We start from the raw sequence: 18071 nt of genomic DNA on the forward strand, positions 1-18071 counted from the left end.
ATCCATGCTTGAATTCACGCTGCTGAAAACCGAAGGAAAGGCCCGCCGCGGCCGCCTGAAACTTAACCACGGTACGGTCGAAACGCCGATCTTCATGCCGGTCGGCACCTATGGTTCGGTGAAGGCGATGTCGCCGCTGGAGCTGGTGGAGATCGAAGCCCAGATCATCCTCGGCAACACCTTCCATCTTTGGCTGCGGCCTGGCACCGAGGTGCTCGATAAATTCGGCGGCCTGCACAAGTTCATGGCCTGGGACAAGCCGATCCTGACCGATTCCGGCGGCTTCCAGGTGTTTTCACTGGGCGCGATGCGCAAGATTACCGAAGAGGGCGTGAAATTTTCGTCGCCGATCAACGGCGACAAATTGTTCCTTTCGCCCGAGGTCTCGATGCAGATCCAGAAATCGCTCAATTCCGACATCGTGATGCAGTTCGACGAATGCACGCCGTATGAAATCGACGGCCGTCCCGCCACCAGCGAGGAAGCGGCGCAATCGATGCGGATGTCGCTGCGCTGGGCCAAGCGCTCCAAGAACGAATTCGACCAACTGGAAAATCCGAACGCGCTGTTCGGCATCGTCCAGGGCGGCATGTTTGAAAACCTGCGAGACGAATCGCTGGCCGGCCTTGAAGACGTCGGTTTCCACGGCATCGCCATCGGCGGCCTGTCGGTGGGAGAACCGAAGGAAGAAATGATGCGCGTGCTGGAGCACATCGGCCCGCGCCTGCCGGCCGGCAAGCCGCATTACCTGATGGGCGTCGGCACGCCGGAAGACCTGGTGGCAGGGGTTGAAAACGGGGTCGACATGTTCGATTGCGTGATGCCGACCCGCAACGCCCGCAATGGCTGGCTGTTTACCCGTTTCGGCGACCTGAAGATCAAGAATGCCCGTTACAAGGATGACGAAAAGCCATTGGACGAGACTTGCGGCTGCTACGCTTGCCGCAATTTCTCGCGCGCATACTTGCATCATTTGCATCGTACCGGTGAAATCCTTGGCGCGCGGCTCAATACGATTCACAATCTGCATTACTACCTGGACCTGATGAAGAATGTCCGGGCAGCGCTGGATGTCGGGCAGTTCAGCGTATTCGTGACCCGGTTCCACCTGGACCGGGCGCGCGGCGTATAGGATTTACCCTGGAAGGAGTATGCATTTTGCAACTATTTCCGGGCAAACCGGTCTATGAACACCGGCCTGGTCAGCCGACTCCCGCTATAAGGGCGGCGCATCGGGCCGATTTTCCCGGCAATAAATAGCGCCGGGGGGCGGCTGGACGGTTGTATGCCGTTACCCAATGCTAGAATGCTGGGCTATTTTCAAACTATTACCTGGAGCAACTCGTGTCAATTATTTCCAGCGCTTACGCGCAAACTGCACCTGCGGCTACTGCTGCTACCGGTCCACTGGGCCTGAGCGGCAACCTGACCAGCTTTTTGCCGATCATCCTGATGTTCGTCGTGTTGTACTTCCTGATGATCCGTCCGCAAATGAAGCGTCAGAAAGAACAGAAATCCATGATGGAAGCGCTCGCCAAGGGCGATGAAGTAGTGACGGCCGGCGGCATGCTGGGCAAGATCACCAAGGTTGCGGACGCCTACATCACCCTGGAAATCGCCAGCGGCACTGAAGTCGTGGTGCAAAAGGGTTCGGTCACCACATTGCTGCCAAAGGGCACGATCAAGACAGCCCTGTAACCAGGCGCCAGACTGATGGAACGAGAGCATCCAGGCGGGTGCTCTCTTCAAATGTAAAGTCCGGAATAAAAAAGAGCCTGGCGGCGCAGTGCTACAAGCGCAGCACGGCAAGACATTGCACGCAGGGCATCGGCTGCACCAACCATGCAAGCAAGAGACTCCCTCTGAGACTCACACAGAACGCTGAATCAATATGAATCGCTATCCTCTCTGGAAATATATTCTGATCGTCATCGCGCTGCTGTTCGGCGTGCTGTACACCATACCGAATTTCTTTGGCGAATCGCCTGCGGTACAGGTAAGCAGCGGCAAATCGACATTGAAGGTCGACAGCGCGCTGGCCGACCGGGTGTCGCAAGTGCTGCAGCAAGGCAACCTGCAGACTGACGGCGTGGCGTTTGAAAACACCGGCGCGCAAGGCACCGTGCGCGCGCGTTTCCACGATACCGACACCCAGTTCAAGGCCAAGGCCCTGCTGGAACAGAACCTGAATACAGATCCTACCGATCCAACCTATGTGGTGGCTTTCAACCTGGTGCCGAATACGCCGCACTGGCTGCAGGCGCTGCATGCCTTCCCGATGTACCTGGGCCTCGACTTGCGCGGCGGCGTGCATTTCCTGATGCAGGTCGATACCAAGGCGGTCATCAACAAGCGTCTGCAAGGCTTGCAAGCCAGCGCCCGCAGCGCTTTGCGCGACAAGGACATCCGTTACAGCGGCATCAACCGCAACGGCGACAGCATCGACATCAGTTTCCGCGACCAGGACACGCTCAACAAGGCGCGCGACCTGCTGGCGCCGCAATTGACGGAAATGCTGATCCAGGTTGCGCCTCCTGTCGCCGGCGGCGACCCGACGCTGACTGCGTCGCTCAAGCCGGAAGCATTGAAGCAGATCGTCGACAACGGCGTCACGCAAAACATCACGACCTTGTCGAAGCGGGTCAATGAGCTGGGCGTGGCCGAACCTATCATCCAGCGCCAGGGCGCTGACCGCATCGTGGTGCAGCTGCCTGGCGTGCAAGACGTCTCGCGCGCCAAGGACATCATCGGCCGCACCGCTACGCTGGAAGTGCGGATGGTGGACGAGTCGGTGACGCGCGGCACGGAAACCACCGCAGCCGTGCCTTTCGGGTCCGAACTGTTCAAGGTCGGCAAGAATGCCCCGGTCGTGCTGTACAAGGAGCCGGTCCTGACCGGCGACTATATTTCCAGCGCAGCCGTGAGCTTTGACCAGAACCAGCAGCCGGCAGTCAGCATCGACCTCAACGGCGATGGCGGCCGCAAGATGCGCGACGCTACCCGCGGCAAGGTCGGCAAGGCGATGGCGATCGTGCTGTTTGAAAAAGGCAAGGGCGAAGTCCTGACCGTGGCTACCATCCAGAGCGAACTGGGTTCGCGCTTCCAGATCACCGGCATGGGCTCTCCTGAAGCGGCCGCCGATCTGGCGCTACTGCTGCGCGCAGGTTCCCTGGCGGCGCCCATGACCATCATCGAAGAACGCACCATCGGCCCGCAGCTGGGCGCCGAGAATATCAAGAAGGGCTTCGATTCGACCATGTACGGTTTTGCCGTGATCGCCGTATTCATGATCATCTACTACATGCTGTTCGGTTTCTTCAGCGTGCTGGCGCTGTCGGTCAACCTGCTGCTGCTGATCGCCGTGCTGTCGACGCTGCAGGCGACGCTGACCCTGCCGGGCATTGCCGCGATCGCCTTGACGCTGGGTATTGCGATCGACGCCAACGTGCTGGTGAACGAGCGTATTCGTGAAGAGCTGCGCAACGGCAATTCGCCGCAAGCAGCGATCTCGATCGGTTTCGACCGCGCCTGGGCCACGATCCTGGACTCCAACGTGACGACGCTGATCGCCGGCCTGGCATTGCTGATTTTCGGTTCCGGCGCGATCCGCGGTTTTGCGGTGGTGCATTGCCTGGGCATCCTGACTTCGATTTTCTCGGCGGTGTTCGTCTCGCGCGGTTTTGCCAACCTGTGGTACGGCCGCAAGAAGAAGCTGACCAGCCTGTCGATCGGCCAGATCTGGAAGCCGAACGCTTGAGCCGCGGCCAAGCGCAAGCGCATATTGAATAACGTTGCGGCCGCCATTGTGCGGCTGCACAGGCAAGAACCAGTGGTGTGAACCAAAAGGAATGTGATGGAACTTTTCCGTATCAAAAAAGATATTCCGTTCATGCGCCATGCATTGATATTCAATGCGATCTCGGCGCTGACGTTTGTATTGGCCGTATTCTTCCTGTTCTCGAAAGGCTTGCATCTGTCGATCGAGTTTACCGGCGGTACGGTGATCGAAGTCGCCTACAGCAAGCCGGCTAACATCGAGAGCATACGCAAGACGGTCGAGGGGCTCGGTTATACCGATAACCAGGTCACCAATTTCGGTACCGCCCAGGATGTGATGATTCGCCTGCCCGCGAAAAAAGGTGAGAATTCCAATGCCCAAAGCGCTACCGTGCTGAAGGCGTTGCAGCAGCAGGATGCTGACGTGCAGCTCAAGCGCACCGAGTTTGTCGGCCCGCAGGTGGGCGACGAGCTGGCGCATGACGGCCTGATGGCGCTGCTGTTCGTGGTGATCGGCATCGTGATCTACTTGGCGATCCGCTTCGAGTGGAAATACGCGGTGGCGGCGATCATCGCCAACTTGCATGACGTGGTGATCATCCTCGGCTTCTTCGCTTTCTTCCAGTGGGAATTCTCGCTGACCGTGCTGGCGGCGATCCTGGCGGTGCTGGGCTATTCGGTGAATGAATCGGTAGTGGTGTTCGACCGTGTGCGCGAAACCTTCCGCGACCGCCGCTTCGGCAAACTGGCGGTGGCCGATGTCATGAACCACGCGATCACCAGCACGATTTCCCGCACCATCATCACCCACGGCAGTACCGAAATCATGGTGTTGTCGATGTTCGTGTTCGGCGGCCCGGCGTTGCACTACTTTGCGCTGGCGCTGACCATCGGTATCCTGTTCGGTATCTATTCTTCGGTGTTCGTGGCGGCGGCAGTGGCGATGTGGCTGGGCGTCAAGCGCGAAGACATGATCAAGCCGATCAAGGAAAAGGACGAGACTGACGGCGCGGTGGTATAAAGCGTCGCGGCAATAAAAAAACCAGCCTCCGGGCTGGTTTTTTTTGGTCTGGCGGAAAGCGGCGTTTCAGATTTTCCTGGCCAGCAATGCTGCATGTCCGATGTAGTTGGACGGTGTCATGGCCAGCAGATGGTCCTTGGCTTCCTGCGGGATTTCCAGCTTGAGGATGAACTCGCGCAATGCATCCTTGGAGATGCCTTTGCCGCGTGTCAGCTCTTTCAGCTGCTCGTAGGGATTTTCAATGCCATAGCGGCGCATCACGGTTTGCACCGGCTCGGCCAGCACTTCCCAGGTGGCGTCCAGGTCTTCCGCCAGGCGGCCGGGATTGACTTCCAGCTTGTTCAGGCCGCGCAGGCAGCTGTCGTAAGCCAGGATCGCGTAACCGAGGCCGACGCCGATGTTGCGCAGCACGGTGGAATCGGTCAGGTCGCGCTGCCAGCGCGACAGCGGCAGTTTTTCCGACATGTGCTTGAGCACTGCGTTGGCCATGCCCAGGTTGCCTTCCGAATTCTCGAAATCGATAGGGTTGACCTTGTGCGGCATGGTCGACGAGCCGATTTCGCCGGCCTTGGTGCGCTGCTTGAAAAAGCCCAGCGAGATGTAGCCCCAGATATCGCGGTTCAGGTCGAGCAGTATGGTGTTGCTGCGGCTGATCGCATCGAACAGTTCCGCCATGTAGTCATGCGGTTCGATCTGGATGGTGTAGGGATTGAACACCAGGCCCAGCCGTTGTTCGATCACGTTCTTCGAGAAGTTTTCCCAGTCGAAGTCAGGATAGGCCGACAGGTGCGCATTGTAGTTGCCGACCGCGCCGTTCATCTTGCCCAGGATTTCCACGGCGGCGATGCGTTTCACTGCGCGCTGCAGGCGCGCCACGACGTTGGCCATTTCCTTGCCGAGCGTGGTCGGGCTGGCCGGCTGGCCATGGGTGCGCGACATCATCGGCAAATCGGCATTGGCGTGCGCCAGCTCGGTCAGCTTGGCGATCACTTCCTGCAGGGCCGGCAGCAGCACGGTATCGCGCGCGGCTTTCAGCATCATGCCGTGCGAAGTGTTGTTGATGTCTTCCGAGGTGCAGGCGAAGTGGATGAATTCCGAGGCGGCGACCAGCTCCGGCACGTCCTTGACCTGTTCCTTGAGCCAGTATTCGACCGCCTTGACGTCGTGGTTGGTGACGGCTTCGATGGCCTTGATGCGTTCCGCGTCGGCTTCGCTGAAGTCGCTGGCCAGCTTGTCGAGCAGCGCGCTGGCGCTGGCGGAGAAGGGTTTGATCTCGGCGAAGTCCGCAGTCGACAGGGCTTGCAGCCAGGCAATTTCAACCTTGACCCGATGGTGCATGAAACCGGCTTCGGACAGGATCGGGCGCAGCTTGCCGGTTTTGGCGGCGTAGCGGCCATCCAGCGGGGACAGGGCGGAAAGCGTGGAAAGAGACATGATAATGGCGACTATAGAGGTGAATGAAGATAGGGCCGGTACGCCGGTTGTTTCAATTTTGCAAGTGCACAGTGCGCTTAAAAACGACGCCGATTTTGGCAACAACGTTTGTCAACAACGCAAGGCAATAACGGGCCAAACCGAATTTTACCATTTGCAACGTGGTAAATATGCCGCTTTGCGTCCGAGCCCGGCCAGTGATGGACAAAGTCGCTGGGGGCGAATGCTATAATCAGCCAACATTTTTTACCATAAGTGACATATGAAGCTGATCGGTTCCCTCGCTAGTCCTTTCGTCCGCAAGGTACGTGTTGTCATGGCGGAAAAGAAACTGGACTACGAATTCGTGCTGGAAGATGTCTGGGCCGCCGACACCAAGATTCATGCTTCGAATCCCTTGGGCAAGGTGCCTTGCCTGGTGATGGAAGACGGCGGCGCCATGTTCGATTCGCACGTGATCGTCGAATATCTCGATACCTTGACGCCGGTTGGTAAATTAATCCCGATTAACAGCCGCGAACGCTCCGAAGTGAAATGCTGGGAAGCGCTGGCTGACGGCGTGGTGGAAGCCGGCGTGCTGATCCGCCTGGAAGGCACGCAGCGCGCGGAAGGCGAACGCAGCCAGGCCTGGATCGACCGCCAGCAGCGCAAGATCGACGGCGGCCTGAAAGCGATGGCGTCCGGCCTGGCGGAAAAGCCATTCTGCTCCGGCATCCACTATTCGCTGGCCGACGTGGCCGTCGGTTGCGCCTTGGGCTGGCTCAGTTTCCGCTTCCCGGGAATTACCTGGCGCGAAGACTATCCGACGCTGGCCAAGCTGTACGAGAAACTGTCCGAACGCCAGTCGTTCAAGGACACCGCCCCGCAATAAGCCGTACTACCGAAGCAGGCTGTTCCGTCCGTGTTGCGTTACACGGACGACGCAACAGCGGCTCTCGGCTGCATCTGTTCCCCCGCAAACCTCTTCTCATGCATGACCTCGGCCCCGCCGCGCGCTAATTGCCTGCCTGGCCGGTTTTCTTTGGTGCGAAGAAGGTCGACGGCGATTGCCCGAAAGTTTTCCTGAACATGGCGGAAAATGCCGACTGGCTGGCGTACCCCAGTTCGGCAGCCACCAGCGACAGCGGCATGCCGCGCGCGATCATCGGCGCCGCGTGCGCCAGCCTGATCTGCTGCCGCCACTGGCCGAAGGTCATGCCCAGGTCGCGCTCGAACAGGCGCGCCAAAGTTCTTTCCGAGGCCCCGACCTGGTCTGCCCAGCCCGCCAGCGTCATGCTGGAATCGGGCGTTTCCATCAGGACCTGGCAGATGGCGTGCAAGCGCTTTTCGGTCGGCAGGGAAATGCGTATGCCCTGGGTTTGCGCCGCCGTCAGTTCCTCCAGTATCAATTGGCTGAGCAGGGTTTCCCTGCGGCTGCCGTCGTCGGTTTGCGACAGAGCCGCGATCAATTCGCGCAGCAAGGTCGAGACCTCCAGCACGATGCATTCCTGGCCGTCGAAAGGTGTCGCATCGGCATGGATGTACAAGGCGCGCAGCTGGGATTTTTCCATGGTGGCGATTTCATGCTCCACCAGCGGAGGAATCCAGATCGCCCTTAGCGGCGGCACGATCCAGGTGCTGTTGCCGACGCTCACGCGCAGCACGCCTTCCGCTGCATAGGTAACCTGGCCCCAGGGATGGGAGTGCGCGCTCAGCAGCTTGGCGGCGTCAAGGTCGCGCGCCCGCAGGCGTACCGGATGCAGTGCGTCCGGCACGACGTCAAGCAGGCCGATCGTGGTGTGGGTGAGTATTTGGGCAGGCATAGGGAGGAAATGGCAGAAATACGACAAATTATGTCTTTCTATCTTAAAACAGTCTCGGTTTTTTTGCTTACACTGATGGCTTGCGAATGAAGAAATCTTTTTCGATGCCTAAGCAGGCCGTTTCTTGTTTCATTTGCGCCTTTCATCGTACCTAATTCGCCACTATTCATTTCACCGCCATGCAAACCGCAGCCAAGCAGATTTCTCCCGCCATGGGATCGCACGATGCCGAGAAAACCGGTTTTCGGGTACTGGGCGCCATCAGTTTTGCCCACTTCCTGAATGACATGATCCAGTCGCTGATCTTGTCTATCTATCCGCTGCTGAAGGGAAATTTCAATCTCAGCTTCGCCCAGATCGGCCTGATTACCCTGACTTACCAGATCACCGCCTCCATCCTGCAGCCGCTGGTGGGGCTCTACACCGACAAGCATCCGAAGCCGTATTCGCTGGCGCTGGGCATGGGCTTCACGCTGGTGGGCCTGCTGATCCTGTCGGTCGCGCCCAGCTACGGCATCTTGCTGTTCGCGGCGGCCCTGGTCGGCACCGGCTCGTCGATTTTCCACCCGGAGTCGTCGCGGGTAGCGCGCATGGCTTCCGGCGGCCGCCATGGCCTGGCGCAGTCGATTTTCCAGGTGGGCGGCAATGCCGGCAGCTCCATGGGACCGCTGCTGGCGGCCTGGATCGTGATCCCGCATGGACAGACCAGCATCGCCTGGTTTTCGGCGGCGGCGCTGCTGGCGATCGTGGTGTTGTGGCAGATCGGCAACTGGTACAAGCGCAAGCGCCAGGAAGCGCAAAACAGGCCGGCCAAGGCAAAGCAGCATTACGTGGCGTTGCCGCGCAAGAAAGTGCTGTTTTCGGTAGGCATCTTGCTGATGCTGGTTTTCTCGAAATACTTTTACATGGCCAGCCTGAGCAGTTACTTCACGTTTTACCTGATCGACAAATTCCAGCTGTCAGTGCAGTCGGCGCAGCTGCATTTGTTCATATTCCTGTTTGCGGTGGCGGCCGGCACCGTGCTGGGCGGTCCGATCGGCGACAAGGTCGGCCGCAAGCTGGTGATCTGGGTCTCTATCCTCGGCGTGGCGCCGTTCACCCTGATGCTGCCGTACGCTAACCTGTTCTGGACCGGCGTGCTGACGGTGGTGATCGGCGTGATCCTGGCCTCCGCGTTCTCAGCCATCCTGGTATTCGCCCAGGAGCTGGTGCCGGGCAAGGTCGGCACCGTATCAGGCCTGTTTTTCGGTTTCGCCTTTGGCATGGGCGGCATCGGCGCTGCTGCCTTGGGCAAGCTGGCCGACATGACCAGCATCAGCTTCGTCTACCAGGTCTGTTCTTTCCTGCCGCTGATCGGCCTGCTGGCAGCGTTCCTGCCGAATCTTGAAGGGCATCGGCGCAAGGCTGCCGGCTGACGGATGAAGCCGTAAATCAAGCCGTAAAAAAAGCGCGCTGTCGTCAGTGAACTGACCCCAGCGCGCTTTTTTTCTATCTTCTGTCTATCGCCGTATCATTTCTTTTGCTTGGCGACCCATTGTTCCAATGCCTGCAGCGTGTTGCCGACATGCTTGTCCGGATCCATGCTGCTGTATTCATAGATGATGCTGCCGTTGGGAGCGATCACATACGATACGCGGTCCGCATAGCTGGTCTTGGAGAGCAGCACCGAATCATAGGATTTCATGATTTTCTGGTCCTGGTCGGAGGCAACCGCGAATTTGCTGCGGCATTCGCTGACCGAGAATTTGTTGAGGGTATCGATGTTGTCGGCGGATACGCCGATCACGGATGCGCCGAGCGCCTTGTACTTGTCGACCGCATCAGCAAACAGATGGGCTTCGATAGTGCAGCCCTTGGTAAACGCGGCCGGATAAAAGTAGAGCACCACCGGCCCTTTTTTCAGTTCATCGGCCAGCGAGTAGCTGAACACCTTGCCGCCGAGAGAAGCCTGGGTAGTAAACGGCGGCGCTTGCTCGCCGGCCTTGAGGGCGGCAAAAGCCGGTGCGGCAACAGCGCTGCAAACCAATAAAGCGGCAATCAGTCGTTTCATGAGGACTCCTGGATGAATGATAAGCAGCATCATGCGTCGAGATCGCAGCCTTGTCCAATCACTTGTGATGGCCAAGGCTGCGACGGGGTGTCCGGACACGGTGTTAATGGCCGCCGTGCCAGCCGCCGCCCCAACCGCGGCCGCCCCAGCCTCGTCCACCCCAGCCGCGCGAATAGCCAAAGCCGATGTCCACGCTAGGCCCCACATATACCGGCGCCGGCGCATAGTAGCCGCCGCCGTAATAACCGCCGTAGCCGCCATAGTACGGATCACCCGCATACGGATAGGCAACGCAGCCGCCCAGCAGCATGGTTGCGCCCAGCAGTGTTGCTCCGATTAATAGTCGCTTTTTCATGAGACCCTCCGTCCCTGGTACTGATGGAAATTGGATATAAGCCTAGCAGATTAGTTCAGGCTGGACAGGGCGATGTGTATCACGCCGGAATCGGCAATTGCGGGAGTATGTCTTGTTAATCGAGGAAGATACTGGGGAGATGAGGGATTTTTATTCCTATACTCCGGCCAGTACCAGTCCGGAGCACAGGATTTGATGTGCTACTTTTACAATCGGTAACCAAATTCACGCTGGAAGCGCTCATCGATTTCTGCGCGGCTCGGCGCGTGGTTCTGCGGCCCCAGATGCGCAATCTTGATGCTGCCCAGCAAACTGGAAAGGCGGCCGGTGGTGGCCCAGTCCATGCCGTTGCTCAAGCCATACAGCATGCCGGCGCGGAAGGCGTCGCCGCAGCCGGTCGGATCCAGCACCTGTTCAGCTTCGACGCAAGGAATGTCGATCTTGCCGCCGGCGGTGAATATCTCCGCGCCGAGTTCGCCGCGGGTGACGATCAGCGCCGATACCCGTTCGGCGATCTGCGCCAGCGACAAGCCGGTGCGCGAAGCCAGCATTTCGGCTTCGTAGTCGTTCATGGCGATATAGGTCGCCAGTTCGATGAACTGCTTCAGTTCGTCGCCGTTGAACATCGGCATGCCCTGGCCCGGATCGAAGATCAGCGGAATGCCCTGCGCCGCGCAGTCGGCGGCATGCTGCAGCATGCCGTCGCGGCCGTCGGGAGCGACAATCGCCAGCTTGACCGGACCGGCATCGGCCACCTTGTTCTCGTGCGAGAAAGTCATCGCACCGGGATGGAAGGCGTTGATCTGGTTATTGTCGGCGTCGGTGGTGACGAAGCATTGCGCGGTATAGATCGACTCGATGGTGCGCACGGTCTTGCGCGAAATGCCTTGGCGGTCGAGGCGCGCCAGGTAGTCGCCGCCGTCGTGGCCGATGGTCGCCATGATTTGCGGATCGCCGCCCAGCAGTTTCAAGTTATAGGCGATATTGCCGGCGCAGCCGCCGAAGTCGCGGCGCAAGGTCGGCACCAGGAAGGAAACGCTGATCTTGTGCAGCTGGTCGGCCAGCAGCGAATCCGAGAAGCGCCCCGGATATTGCATGATGACGTCGAAAGCCAGTGAACCGCAGATAAGAGAGGACATTTTATATTTGCGGGACAGAGTTTAAGAGCCACCGTAGCGTGGCGAATTACTCTGTCCTCAAGTGATTAGATAAAACGGTTAAATTGCAAAGGAAAATAATTGTACTGAGTTTAACACTACGGATAATACAGATACACCCGGTAACCGGACGCCTTCAGCTGCAATAACTCAAAGCCCAGTTTCACGGGCTGTTCCTGGTCGCTGGCGAAACCCTGGGCCGGATCGGCCGATGGGCTCAAATAGTCGCGCGGCGTAAATACCCGGCGCGCTATCGCCTTCTCGCTGCCGTCGTTCAAGGTCAGTTCGATATTGGGCCAGGCTTGCACCGTGTCGCTGCGGTTGCGCAGCAGCAGGTTCAGCGAAAACAGATTGCGGGCGGGATCGACCGCCTGCAGTTCATTGGCCTCGATCGAAATGCTGTCGATTTTCATGGGCAGGCCAACGCTGCAGCCGATTTTCGCGCAGGCGCCGACCAGCGCCGGCTTAAGCTGCGGCAGGCGCGCCGCCAGCTGGTCGCGGAAAAAATACGTCGATTGTCCGGCCAGCCCGACCAGCATCAGCGCAGCGGCGCCCCACATGGCCCAGCGCAGCGTGCCGCCGATACGTTGCTTGCGCCTTGCGCTCAGGACAAAATCGGGTTCGTCGGCAGCGGCCGGTTCGGGCTCGGCGGTTTTTTCGCGGTTCTTCTTTTTGCTGCTGTCGCCGCTGTCAGCCGCGTTCTGGGAATTTGCGACGGCAGGGGCCTTTTCAGCGCGCCACGGCTTGCGCTGCAATTCATCGATGATGCGATCCAGTTCATCGATATCATCGGCAGCAGGGCCCGATCCGGCTCTTGCCGCCAGCGTGTCGTCGTCCTGGCCGGCGACGTGCATCAAGGTCATGCGCGCCATCTGCTTGTCTTCCTCGTCGTCGACGTGGCGATGCCAGACATTGGGGGTTGGCGGATCGCTGGCTGCCTGGCCGGGATCGGTGGGCGCGGATGGCTTGATCAGGCCGAACGGGGTGTGGTGCACGTCGGCCGGCGCCGACTGGCTGGTTTCTTCAGCGATGCGCAAATCTTCTTCGAGGCCGTCAATCGCCGCTTCTACCCGGCCTGATGCCGTGGATCTTCCGGGTTCAGGCGTGACGACAGGCGCGATGATGACAGGCAGCGGGTGGTCTGTGGCAACGGCAACCGCCGGTTCGGGTTCCGGCGTCGGTTCCGGTCCCGGTTCCGGTTCCGGTGCGATGTAAGCTGGCGGCGGCGCGCTATGCTGCGGTTCTGCTACGGGGGTTTTGTCGGTAGCAAAGGCATGGGTCCGGGGCGCTGCGATGTCTGGTTCCGGCGCCGCTACCGGCGCCGCCACTTCGGGCCGCACCAGGTGCTCGATGCCGTTGAAGACTTCGCGGCAGCTGCCGCAGCGAACCAGGCCGCCGCGCAGCTTCAGCTGGTCGTTGGCGACCCGGAAGGTGGTCTGACAATGCGGACATTGGGTCGCGAGCGCCATGGCGTGCCGCTTACTTCAGGGTTCCGGACAGCGCGACCCAGCCGTCCTGCTCTGCCCAGACGCTCAGGGGTATCCACTGCGCATAGGCGGCGATGACGTCTTCCGCCTGCTCCGCCAGCACGCCGGACAATGTCAGGCTGCCGCCGGCAGCGATGCGACTGCACAGCATGGGCGCCATCAGCTTGAGCGGGCCGGACAGGATGTTGGCGACGACGATATCGAATACCTGCACTGCGCTCCGGGCGCTGAAATCTGCCGGCAGGTAGTAGGCCACGTCGCAATGGTTGCGTTCGCTGTTGTAGCGCGCTGCATCGATGGCGTGCGGGTCGATATCGACGCCGACCACGGTACAGTCGCTGCCCAGCTTCTTGGCCACCATGGCCAGGATGCCGGAGCCGCAACCGTAATCGAGCAGCGATTGCGGTTTCTGCTGCGGCACATGGATTTCCAGCCATTCCATGCAAAGGCGGGTAGTCGGATGGCTGCCGGTGCCGAAAGCCAGGCCGGGATCAAGTTCCAGGATCAGGCCGTTGGCGTCGGGCGCATCGTGCCAGCTAGGCACTACCCAGATGTTCTTGCCGATATGGATGGGTTCAAACTGGGATTGGGTCAGCCGCACCCAGTCCTGCGCCGCCACCGGCCGCAGCGAGTAGGGCGGGACCGCGACGCCGCATGCCTTGGCGGCGTTGCTGACGATCGCTGCATGGTCGGCGTCGACTTCGGCCAGGACCATCACCCGGCTGCGCTGCCAGGCGGCTTCCTTGGGCTCCATGCCGGGTTCGCCGAACAGGGGCTGTTCGGCGGCCGTTCCCAGGTCGGCATCTTCTACCGAGACCGACAAGGCGCCAGCGTCCATCAACGCATCAGACAGCGTTTCGGCGTCGCTCAGTGCAACTTCAATAACAATTTCGGTCCAGCTCATCAGATGCCTTACTGTGTAATGGAGATTCCCCGCAGGGAATCCTTATTTCTTCGCCGCTTTATCCGTTTCCTTGGCTACTACCGGCCGTTCGGCCAGTTTGTGTTCCAGGTAGTGGATGTTGGTCCCGCCTTCGATGAAACGGGCGTCGATCATCAGCTCGCGGTGCAGCTGGATGTTGGTCTGGATCCCTTCGACCACCATTTCCGACAGCGCAATCTGCATGCGCCGGATCGCCTGTTCGCGGGTCGAGCCGTAAGAGATCACCTTGCCCACCATCGAATCATAATGCGGCGGCACGAAATAGCCCGCATACGCATGCGAATCGACCCGGATGCCAGGGCCGCCGGGCGCATGCCATGACAGGATCTTGCCTGGCGACGGTGTGAACTTGAACGGGTCTTCGGCGTTGATGCGGCATTCGATAGCGTGGCCGGAGAGCTGGATATCGCGTTGGCGGAAGCGCAGCTTTTCACCGGCGGCAATGCGGATCTGTTCCTGCACGATGTCGATGCCGGTGATCATTTCGGTGATCGGATGTTCGACCTGGACCCGGGTGTTCATTTCGATGAAGTAGAACTCGCCGTTTTCATACAGGAATTCAAAAGTGCCGGCGCCGCGGTAATCCATCTTGCGGCAAGCTTCGGCGCAACGGTCGCCGATTTTTTCGATGATCTTGCGCGGGATGCCAGGCGCCGGCGCTTCTTCGATCACTTTCTGGTGGCGGCGCTGCATGGAGCAATCGCGCTCGCCCAGCCAGACCGCGTTCTTGAACTGGTCGGCCAGGATCTGGATTTCCACGTGGCGCGGATTCTCCAGGTACTTCTCCATATATACTTCCGGATTGCCGAACGCGGCGCCGGCTTCGGTCTTGGTCATGGTGACGGCATTGGCCAGCGCTGCTTCGGTATGCACTACGCGCATGCCGCGTCCGCCGCCGCCGCCGGCCGCCTTGATGATGACCGGATAGCCGATCTTGCGGGCAATCTTGACGATTTCCTTCGGATCGTCGGGCAACGCGCCTTCCGAACCTGGAACGCAAGGCACGCCGGCGCGGATCATGGCTTGTTTGGCCGATACTTTATCGCCCATCAGGCGGATGTTCGCCGGCCGCGGGCCGATGAAAACAAAGCCTGACTGTTCAACCCGCTCAGCGAAATCGGCGTTTTCGGACAAGAAGCCGTAGCCTGGATGGATAGCTTCGGCATCGGTCACTTCAGCAGCGCTGATGATGGCCGGCATGTTGAGATAACTCAGGCTGGACGGCGCCGGGCCGATACAGACCGATTCATCCGCCAGTTTCACATACTTGGCGTCACGGTCTGCCTCGGAATGGACCATCACGGTTTTGATGCCCATTTCACGGCAGGCGCGTTGGATGCGCAAGGCGATTTCGCCGCGGTTGGCGATAAGGATTTTTTCAAACATAGTAATTGGTATATGCGTCGCTAAGAGTTAAGCGTTATCAAGCATTGGGTTGCCAATACGGCCGTCGCTCAAAGGCGGGTGGCGCTGCACTGGAAACCGGAACGGCGGGACCCGGATAAGCGGATGCCGCCGTGCAGGCAACTCGGTAGTTCTCTCGGTACAGGTCTATTAACCAATGATGAACAGCGGTTGGCCGAATTCGACCGGCTGGCCGTTTTCCACCAGGATCTTCTTCACTACGCCAGAAGCGTCGGCTTCGATTTCATTGAGCAGTTTCATCGCTTCGATGATGCACAAGGTGCCGCCTTCCTTGATTTCCGAGCCGACTTCGACAAATGCCGGCGAACTGGGAGCCGAGGAGCGGTAGAAGGTGCCGACCATAGGCGACTTGACGACATGGCCTTCCGGCACGGCAGCCACTTCCACCGGCGCTGCGGCGGCAGCCACCGGCGCCGGCGCGGCAACCTGGTACTGGGCCGGGTGCTGGTGTTGCGGTTGCATCATGACAACCTGGTTTTGCTGGGATGCAGACGACTTGACGATACGGACCTTGCTTTCGCCTTCCGTCACTTCCAGCTCTTCGATGTCTGATTCAGCGACCAAGTCGATCAGCGTTTTGAGTTTTCTCAAATCCATATGCAATCCTTCAGAATATATAAATAATGAAATGCTATTTTTCGTTTTTTTGACAGGCATTCAGCGCCGTTGCAAGAAATCTGCAAAAACGCCGGAGTTACTGCAAATTATCAACTAGATACCAACTAGAGTTTCTTAATGGCAAAATCAACAGCTGCGCGATAGCCATCCACGCCTAAACCGCAAATGACTCCCACAGCGACATCCGATAAATAGGAATGATGTCGAAATGCTTCTCGCTGGTGGATATTCGAGATGTGGACCTCGATAAAACGGATCGCCACTCCAGCCAGTGCGTCGCGCAGGGCGACGCTGGTATGCGTGAGCCCGCCCGGGTTGATCACGATGGCATCGACGCCTTCTGCCTTGGCCGCATGGATGCGGTCTATCAGTGCGCCTTCGTAATTGCTTTGGAAATGCTCAAGCCGGACCCCAGCGGCGGTTGCCTGGGCCCGAGCTGCCTGTTCGACATCGCTCAGCGAGGTCGAACCGTAGACTTCCGGCTCTCTTGTACCCAGCAGATTCAGGTTGGGTCCGTTGAGTAGAAGTATATTTTTTGCCATGGAGATGGTGCTCCGTTTGACGACGATGGCCGCATTTTGCCGTCAAATGACGTTGACTGGCAAGGGGAAATTTGTTTCTGTGAAATTTCGGTCCGGCATTGTTAAATGTTTCTGCAGTAAGTTTTCAGCTTATAGCAATGCCAAGTCTTTTCGCAGTTCATCGAATTTGATGCTGCCCAGGTACATTTTCTTCACCTGGCCGTCGCTGCCGATCAATACCGTGAAAGGCAGGCCGCCACTCTGGTTGCCAAACTGCCGCAGCAATGCGGTGGCGCCGGTGCCCGCTACGTACAAGGGGTAGGAGATTTTGTATTTATCAGCAAATTTCGCGATATTGTCCGCAGAATCGATGCCGATGCCGACAACCTGTATATTTTTTGCGGCTATTTCAGTTTGCAGGGCATTCAGTTCCGGCATCTCTTCCACGCAGGGCGCGCACCAGGTCGCCCAGAAATTGACGACCAGGGGTTTGCCTTTCCACTGCGACAAGCTACTGGCCTTGCCGCTGGCGTCAGGCATCTCCTGGGCCAGCAGGCTGGCTACCGCGGCGCTTTCCGGTGAAGCCGGCGTATGACGCTGCATGCCAAAATAAACGCCGATCGCGCAAAATAAGATCGCGATCGGCACAAATATCAATATATTTCTTTTCATTAATTTTCTTCTTTGTCGATCAGGGCCAGTACGGTATTCAGGTCGGCCCGTTCAGCGCGTTTCCCGGATGCGGCCCTGATACTACCTCGCAAATCGTCAGTTTCATATAGGGTCAGATGCAGCCCCTCTTTTTTATACATAAAACTCACAGTTTCCACCGGGTCGTTATTACCGCCGGTTTTAAGCGGCGTACCGGTCGAGACCTCGAATTGTACATTTTTGTTAAAAAGGAAAATTTCCACGTCTTTGGGACTGTCGACAAATAAATGCAGATGGATATCCGAGTGCTCCCCGGCGGTGCCGTTGAGGACCGCGCCGGTAAGATAGGGCTTGAATTGCACCAGTTCAGCCATGATTTCCGCGGCGATCTGGCGTAAATGCAAGAGCCGTGCCGGTTGCGTGTCAGCAAAGAACAGTTCGTTATATATGCGTACTTCTTCTTCGATCTGGGCGTTATCGGGCAGGAAATCGCCGCGGATCTTGCCGCCGCCGCGCTTGCTGCCGACACACAGTTCCACCGCTTTGCGCTTCGCGGTGCCATAGTCGGCGCCGTCTTCGGCAATCATGCGGGCTGCCGCGGCGGCAATTTCCGCGCGCAGCTGTTCTAGTTCAGGTGAGAGATTGGATGCCATGAGCGGCATGATAAATCGATTTGCCTGCGCGCGTCCCCTTGCTCCCCGAATACCTGGCTTAAGGCAAATCCGAAACTGCGCCGATTTTTCCGTATTTCACTTTTTCCAAGCCCTGCTAACGGGTGCGGCAGCCGCTCAGGTAAAATCACGGTATTCCTCTTTTCAGCATAGTGAAAT

The 18071-nt window shown here is 58.7% G+C and carries 19 protein-coding genes; 7 read left to right on the forward strand and 12 right to left on the reverse strand.

Annotated elements, in window-relative coordinates:
* The first annotated feature begins 4 nt into the window (after window positions 1-4).
* The 4 genes from tgt (at window position 5) to secF (ending at window position 4798) form a co-directional block, all read left to right on the forward strand.
* On the forward strand, window positions 5-1132 hold the full coding sequence (gene tgt / locus V8G57_RS18680) for a tRNA guanosine(34) transglycosylase Tgt (protein ID WP_342830628.1): 1128 nt from the start codon (window positions 5-7) through the stop codon (window positions 1130-1132).
* Between the two features lie 212 nt (window positions 1133-1344).
* Complete coding sequence (gene yajC / locus V8G57_RS18685) at window positions 1345-1698, forward strand: preprotein translocase subunit YajC (RefSeq protein WP_092396642.1); 354 nt, start codon at window positions 1345-1347, stop codon at window positions 1696-1698.
* A 193-nt stretch (window positions 1699-1891) separates the two neighbouring features.
* Window positions 1892-3757, forward strand: coding sequence for a protein translocase subunit SecD (gene secD, locus V8G57_RS18690; protein WP_092396644.1), 1866 nt, complete (start codon window positions 1892-1894; stop codon window positions 3755-3757).
* Window positions 3758-3853: 96 nt separating this feature from the next.
* Window positions 3854-4798 (forward strand): protein translocase subunit SecF, encoded by a 945-nt coding sequence (secF, locus tag V8G57_RS18695; protein ID WP_092396646.1) that lies wholly within the window; start codon window positions 3854-3856, stop codon window positions 4796-4798.
* Window positions 4799-4864: 66 nt separating this feature from the next.
* Here the strand turns inward: secF and purB are convergent, their stop codons facing one another.
* The gene (gene purB, locus V8G57_RS18700; protein WP_342830631.1) at window positions 4865-6232 is read right to left on the reverse strand and encodes an adenylosuccinate lyase; all 1368 of its coding nucleotides are present in this window, start codon (window positions 6230-6232) and stop codon (window positions 4865-4867) included.
* Here purB and V8G57_RS18705 point away from each other — a divergent pair.
* Together V8G57_RS18705 and V8G57_RS18710 are read left to right on the forward strand one after the other, a co-directional pair.
* Window positions 6231-6464: a hypothetical protein gene (locus V8G57_RS18705; protein WP_342830632.1), complete on the forward strand. Its 234-nt coding sequence runs from the start codon at window positions 6231-6233 to the stop codon at window positions 6462-6464. The two genes, purB and V8G57_RS18705, sit on opposite strands and share 2 nt — an antisense overlap.
* 30 nt (window positions 6465-6494) lie before the next feature.
* Window positions 6495-7103, forward strand: a complete 609-nt coding sequence (locus V8G57_RS18710) for a glutathione S-transferase N-terminal domain-containing protein (protein ID WP_092396652.1) — start codon at window positions 6495-6497, stop codon at window positions 7101-7103.
* A 124-nt stretch (window positions 7104-7227) separates the two neighbouring features.
* Here the strand turns inward: V8G57_RS18710 and V8G57_RS18715 are convergent, their stop codons facing one another.
* The gene (locus tag V8G57_RS18715) at window positions 7228-8034 is read right to left on the reverse strand and encodes an AraC family transcriptional regulator (protein WP_254785035.1); all 807 of its coding nucleotides are present in this window, start codon (window positions 8032-8034) and stop codon (window positions 7228-7230) included.
* Between the two features lie 212 nt (window positions 8035-8246).
* Between V8G57_RS18715 and V8G57_RS18720 the strand changes: the two genes are divergently transcribed.
* On the forward strand, window positions 8247-9449 hold the full coding sequence (locus V8G57_RS18720) for an MFS transporter (protein ID WP_425458305.1): 1203 nt from the start codon (window positions 8247-8249) through the stop codon (window positions 9447-9449).
* Between the two features lie 95 nt (window positions 9450-9544).
* Here the strand turns inward: V8G57_RS18720 and V8G57_RS18725 are convergent, their stop codons facing one another.
* From V8G57_RS18725 to V8G57_RS18770, 10 genes are all read right to left on the reverse strand, one after another.
* Complete coding sequence (locus V8G57_RS18725) at window positions 9545-10084, reverse strand: peroxiredoxin (protein WP_342830634.1); 540 nt, start codon at window positions 10082-10084, stop codon at window positions 9545-9547.
* 103 nt (window positions 10085-10187) lie between these two features.
* On the reverse strand, window positions 10188-10439 hold the full coding sequence (locus V8G57_RS18730) for a hypothetical protein (RefSeq protein ID WP_092396660.1): 252 nt from the start codon (window positions 10437-10439) through the stop codon (window positions 10188-10190).
* A 206-nt stretch (window positions 10440-10645) separates the two neighbouring features.
* On the reverse strand, window positions 10646-11578 hold the full coding sequence (locus V8G57_RS18735) for a carbohydrate kinase family protein (protein WP_342830635.1): 933 nt from the start codon (window positions 11576-11578) through the stop codon (window positions 10646-10648).
* Window positions 11579-11694: 116 nt separating this feature from the next.
* Window positions 11695-13065, reverse strand: coding sequence for a DUF3426 domain-containing protein (locus tag V8G57_RS18740; RefSeq protein WP_342830637.1), 1371 nt, complete (start codon window positions 13063-13065; stop codon window positions 11695-11697).
* Between the two features lie 10 nt (window positions 13066-13075).
* Window positions 13076-13987 carry a 50S ribosomal protein L11 methyltransferase gene (prmA, locus tag V8G57_RS18745; RefSeq protein ID WP_342830638.1) on the reverse strand — a complete coding sequence of 304 codons (912 nt, stop codon included), beginning with the start codon at window positions 13985-13987 and terminating at the stop codon, window positions 13076-13078.
* Between the two features lie 42 nt (window positions 13988-14029).
* Complete coding sequence (gene accC, locus V8G57_RS18750; protein WP_092396668.1) at window positions 14030-15412, reverse strand: acetyl-CoA carboxylase biotin carboxylase subunit; 1383 nt, start codon at window positions 15410-15412, stop codon at window positions 14030-14032.
* Window positions 15413-15580: 168 nt separating this feature from the next.
* A complete protein-coding gene (accB, locus tag V8G57_RS18755) occupies window positions 15581-16048 on the reverse strand; it encodes an acetyl-CoA carboxylase biotin carboxyl carrier protein (protein WP_342830639.1) in 468 nt (155 codons plus the stop codon).
* Between the two features lie 125 nt (window positions 16049-16173).
* On the reverse strand, window positions 16174-16611 hold the full coding sequence (gene aroQ / locus V8G57_RS18760; RefSeq protein WP_342830640.1) for a type II 3-dehydroquinate dehydratase: 438 nt from the start codon (window positions 16609-16611) through the stop codon (window positions 16174-16176).
* Window positions 16612-16740: 129 nt separating this feature from the next.
* The gene (locus tag V8G57_RS18765) at window positions 16741-17262 is read right to left on the reverse strand and encodes a TlpA family protein disulfide reductase (RefSeq protein WP_342830641.1); all 522 of its coding nucleotides are present in this window, start codon (window positions 17260-17262) and stop codon (window positions 16741-16743) included.
* On the reverse strand, window positions 17262-17903 hold the full coding sequence (locus V8G57_RS18770; protein ID WP_092396674.1) for a hypothetical protein: 642 nt from the start codon (window positions 17901-17903) through the stop codon (window positions 17262-17264). The genes V8G57_RS18765 and V8G57_RS18770 overlap by 1 nt, the downstream gene beginning before the upstream one ends.
* Window positions 17904-18071: the final 168 nt, after the last annotated feature.

This window comes from Collimonas rhizosphaerae, from assembly GCF_038896935.1.
Lineage (GTDB): Bacteria > Pseudomonadota > Gammaproteobacteria > Burkholderiales > Burkholderiaceae_D > Collimonas > Collimonas rhizosphaerae.

Excerpts from the sequence above, each read along its gene's own strand:
- tgt (WP_342830628.1), top strand. The coding sequence starts at position 5 with ATGCTTGAATTCACGCTGCTGAAAACCGAAGGAAAGGCCCGCCGCGGC.
- secD (WP_092396644.1), top strand. The coding sequence starts at position 1,892 with ATGAATCGCTATCCTCTCTGGAAATATATTCTGATCGTCATCGCGCTG.
- secF (WP_092396646.1), top strand. The coding sequence starts at position 3,854 with ATGGAACTTTTCCGTATCAAAAAAGATATTCCGTTCATGCGCCATGCA.
- V8G57_RS18705 (WP_342830632.1), top strand. The coding sequence starts at position 6,231 with ATGATAATGGCGACTATAGAGGTGAATGAAGATAGGGCCGGTACGCCG.
- purB (WP_342830631.1), bottom strand. The coding sequence starts at position 6,232 with ATGTCTCTTTCCACGCTTTCCGCCCTGTCCCCGCTGGATGGCCGCTAC.
- V8G57_RS18710 (WP_092396652.1), top strand. The coding sequence starts at position 6,495 with ATGAAGCTGATCGGTTCCCTCGCTAGTCCTTTCGTCCGCAAGGTACGT.
- V8G57_RS18715 (WP_254785035.1), bottom strand. The coding sequence starts at position 8,034 with ATGCCTGCCCAAATACTCACCCACACCACGATCGGCCTGCTTGACGTC.
- V8G57_RS18720 (WP_425458305.1), top strand. The coding sequence starts at position 8,247 with ATGGGATCGCACGATGCCGAGAAAACCGGTTTTCGGGTACTGGGCGCC.
- V8G57_RS18725 (WP_342830634.1), bottom strand. The coding sequence starts at position 10,084 with ATGAAACGACTGATTGCCGCTTTATTGGTTTGCAGCGCTGTTGCCGCA.
- V8G57_RS18730 (WP_092396660.1), bottom strand. The coding sequence starts at position 10,439 with ATGAAAAAGCGACTATTAATCGGAGCAACACTGCTGGGCGCAACCATG.
- V8G57_RS18735 (WP_342830635.1), bottom strand. The coding sequence starts at position 11,578 with ATGTCCTCTCTTATCTGCGGTTCACTGGCTTTCGACGTCATCATGCAA.
- V8G57_RS18740 (WP_342830637.1), bottom strand. The coding sequence starts at position 13,065 with ATGGCGCTCGCGACCCAATGTCCGCATTGTCAGACCACCTTCCGGGTC.
- prmA (WP_342830638.1), bottom strand. The coding sequence starts at position 13,987 with ATGAGCTGGACCGAAATTGTTATTGAAGTTGCACTGAGCGACGCCGAA.
- accC (WP_092396668.1), bottom strand. The coding sequence starts at position 15,412 with ATGTTTGAAAAAATCCTTATCGCCAACCGCGGCGAAATCGCCTTGCGC.
- accB (WP_342830639.1), bottom strand. The coding sequence starts at position 16,048 with ATGGATTTGAGAAAACTCAAAACGCTGATCGACTTGGTCGCTGAATCA.
- aroQ (WP_342830640.1), bottom strand. The coding sequence starts at position 16,611 with ATGGCAAAAAATATACTTCTACTCAACGGACCCAACCTGAATCTGCTG.
- V8G57_RS18765 (WP_342830641.1), bottom strand. The coding sequence starts at position 17,262 with ATGAAAAGAAATATATTGATATTTGTGCCGATCGCGATCTTATTTTGC.
- V8G57_RS18770 (WP_092396674.1), bottom strand. The coding sequence starts at position 17,903 with ATGCCGCTCATGGCATCCAATCTCTCACCTGAACTAGAACAGCTGCGC.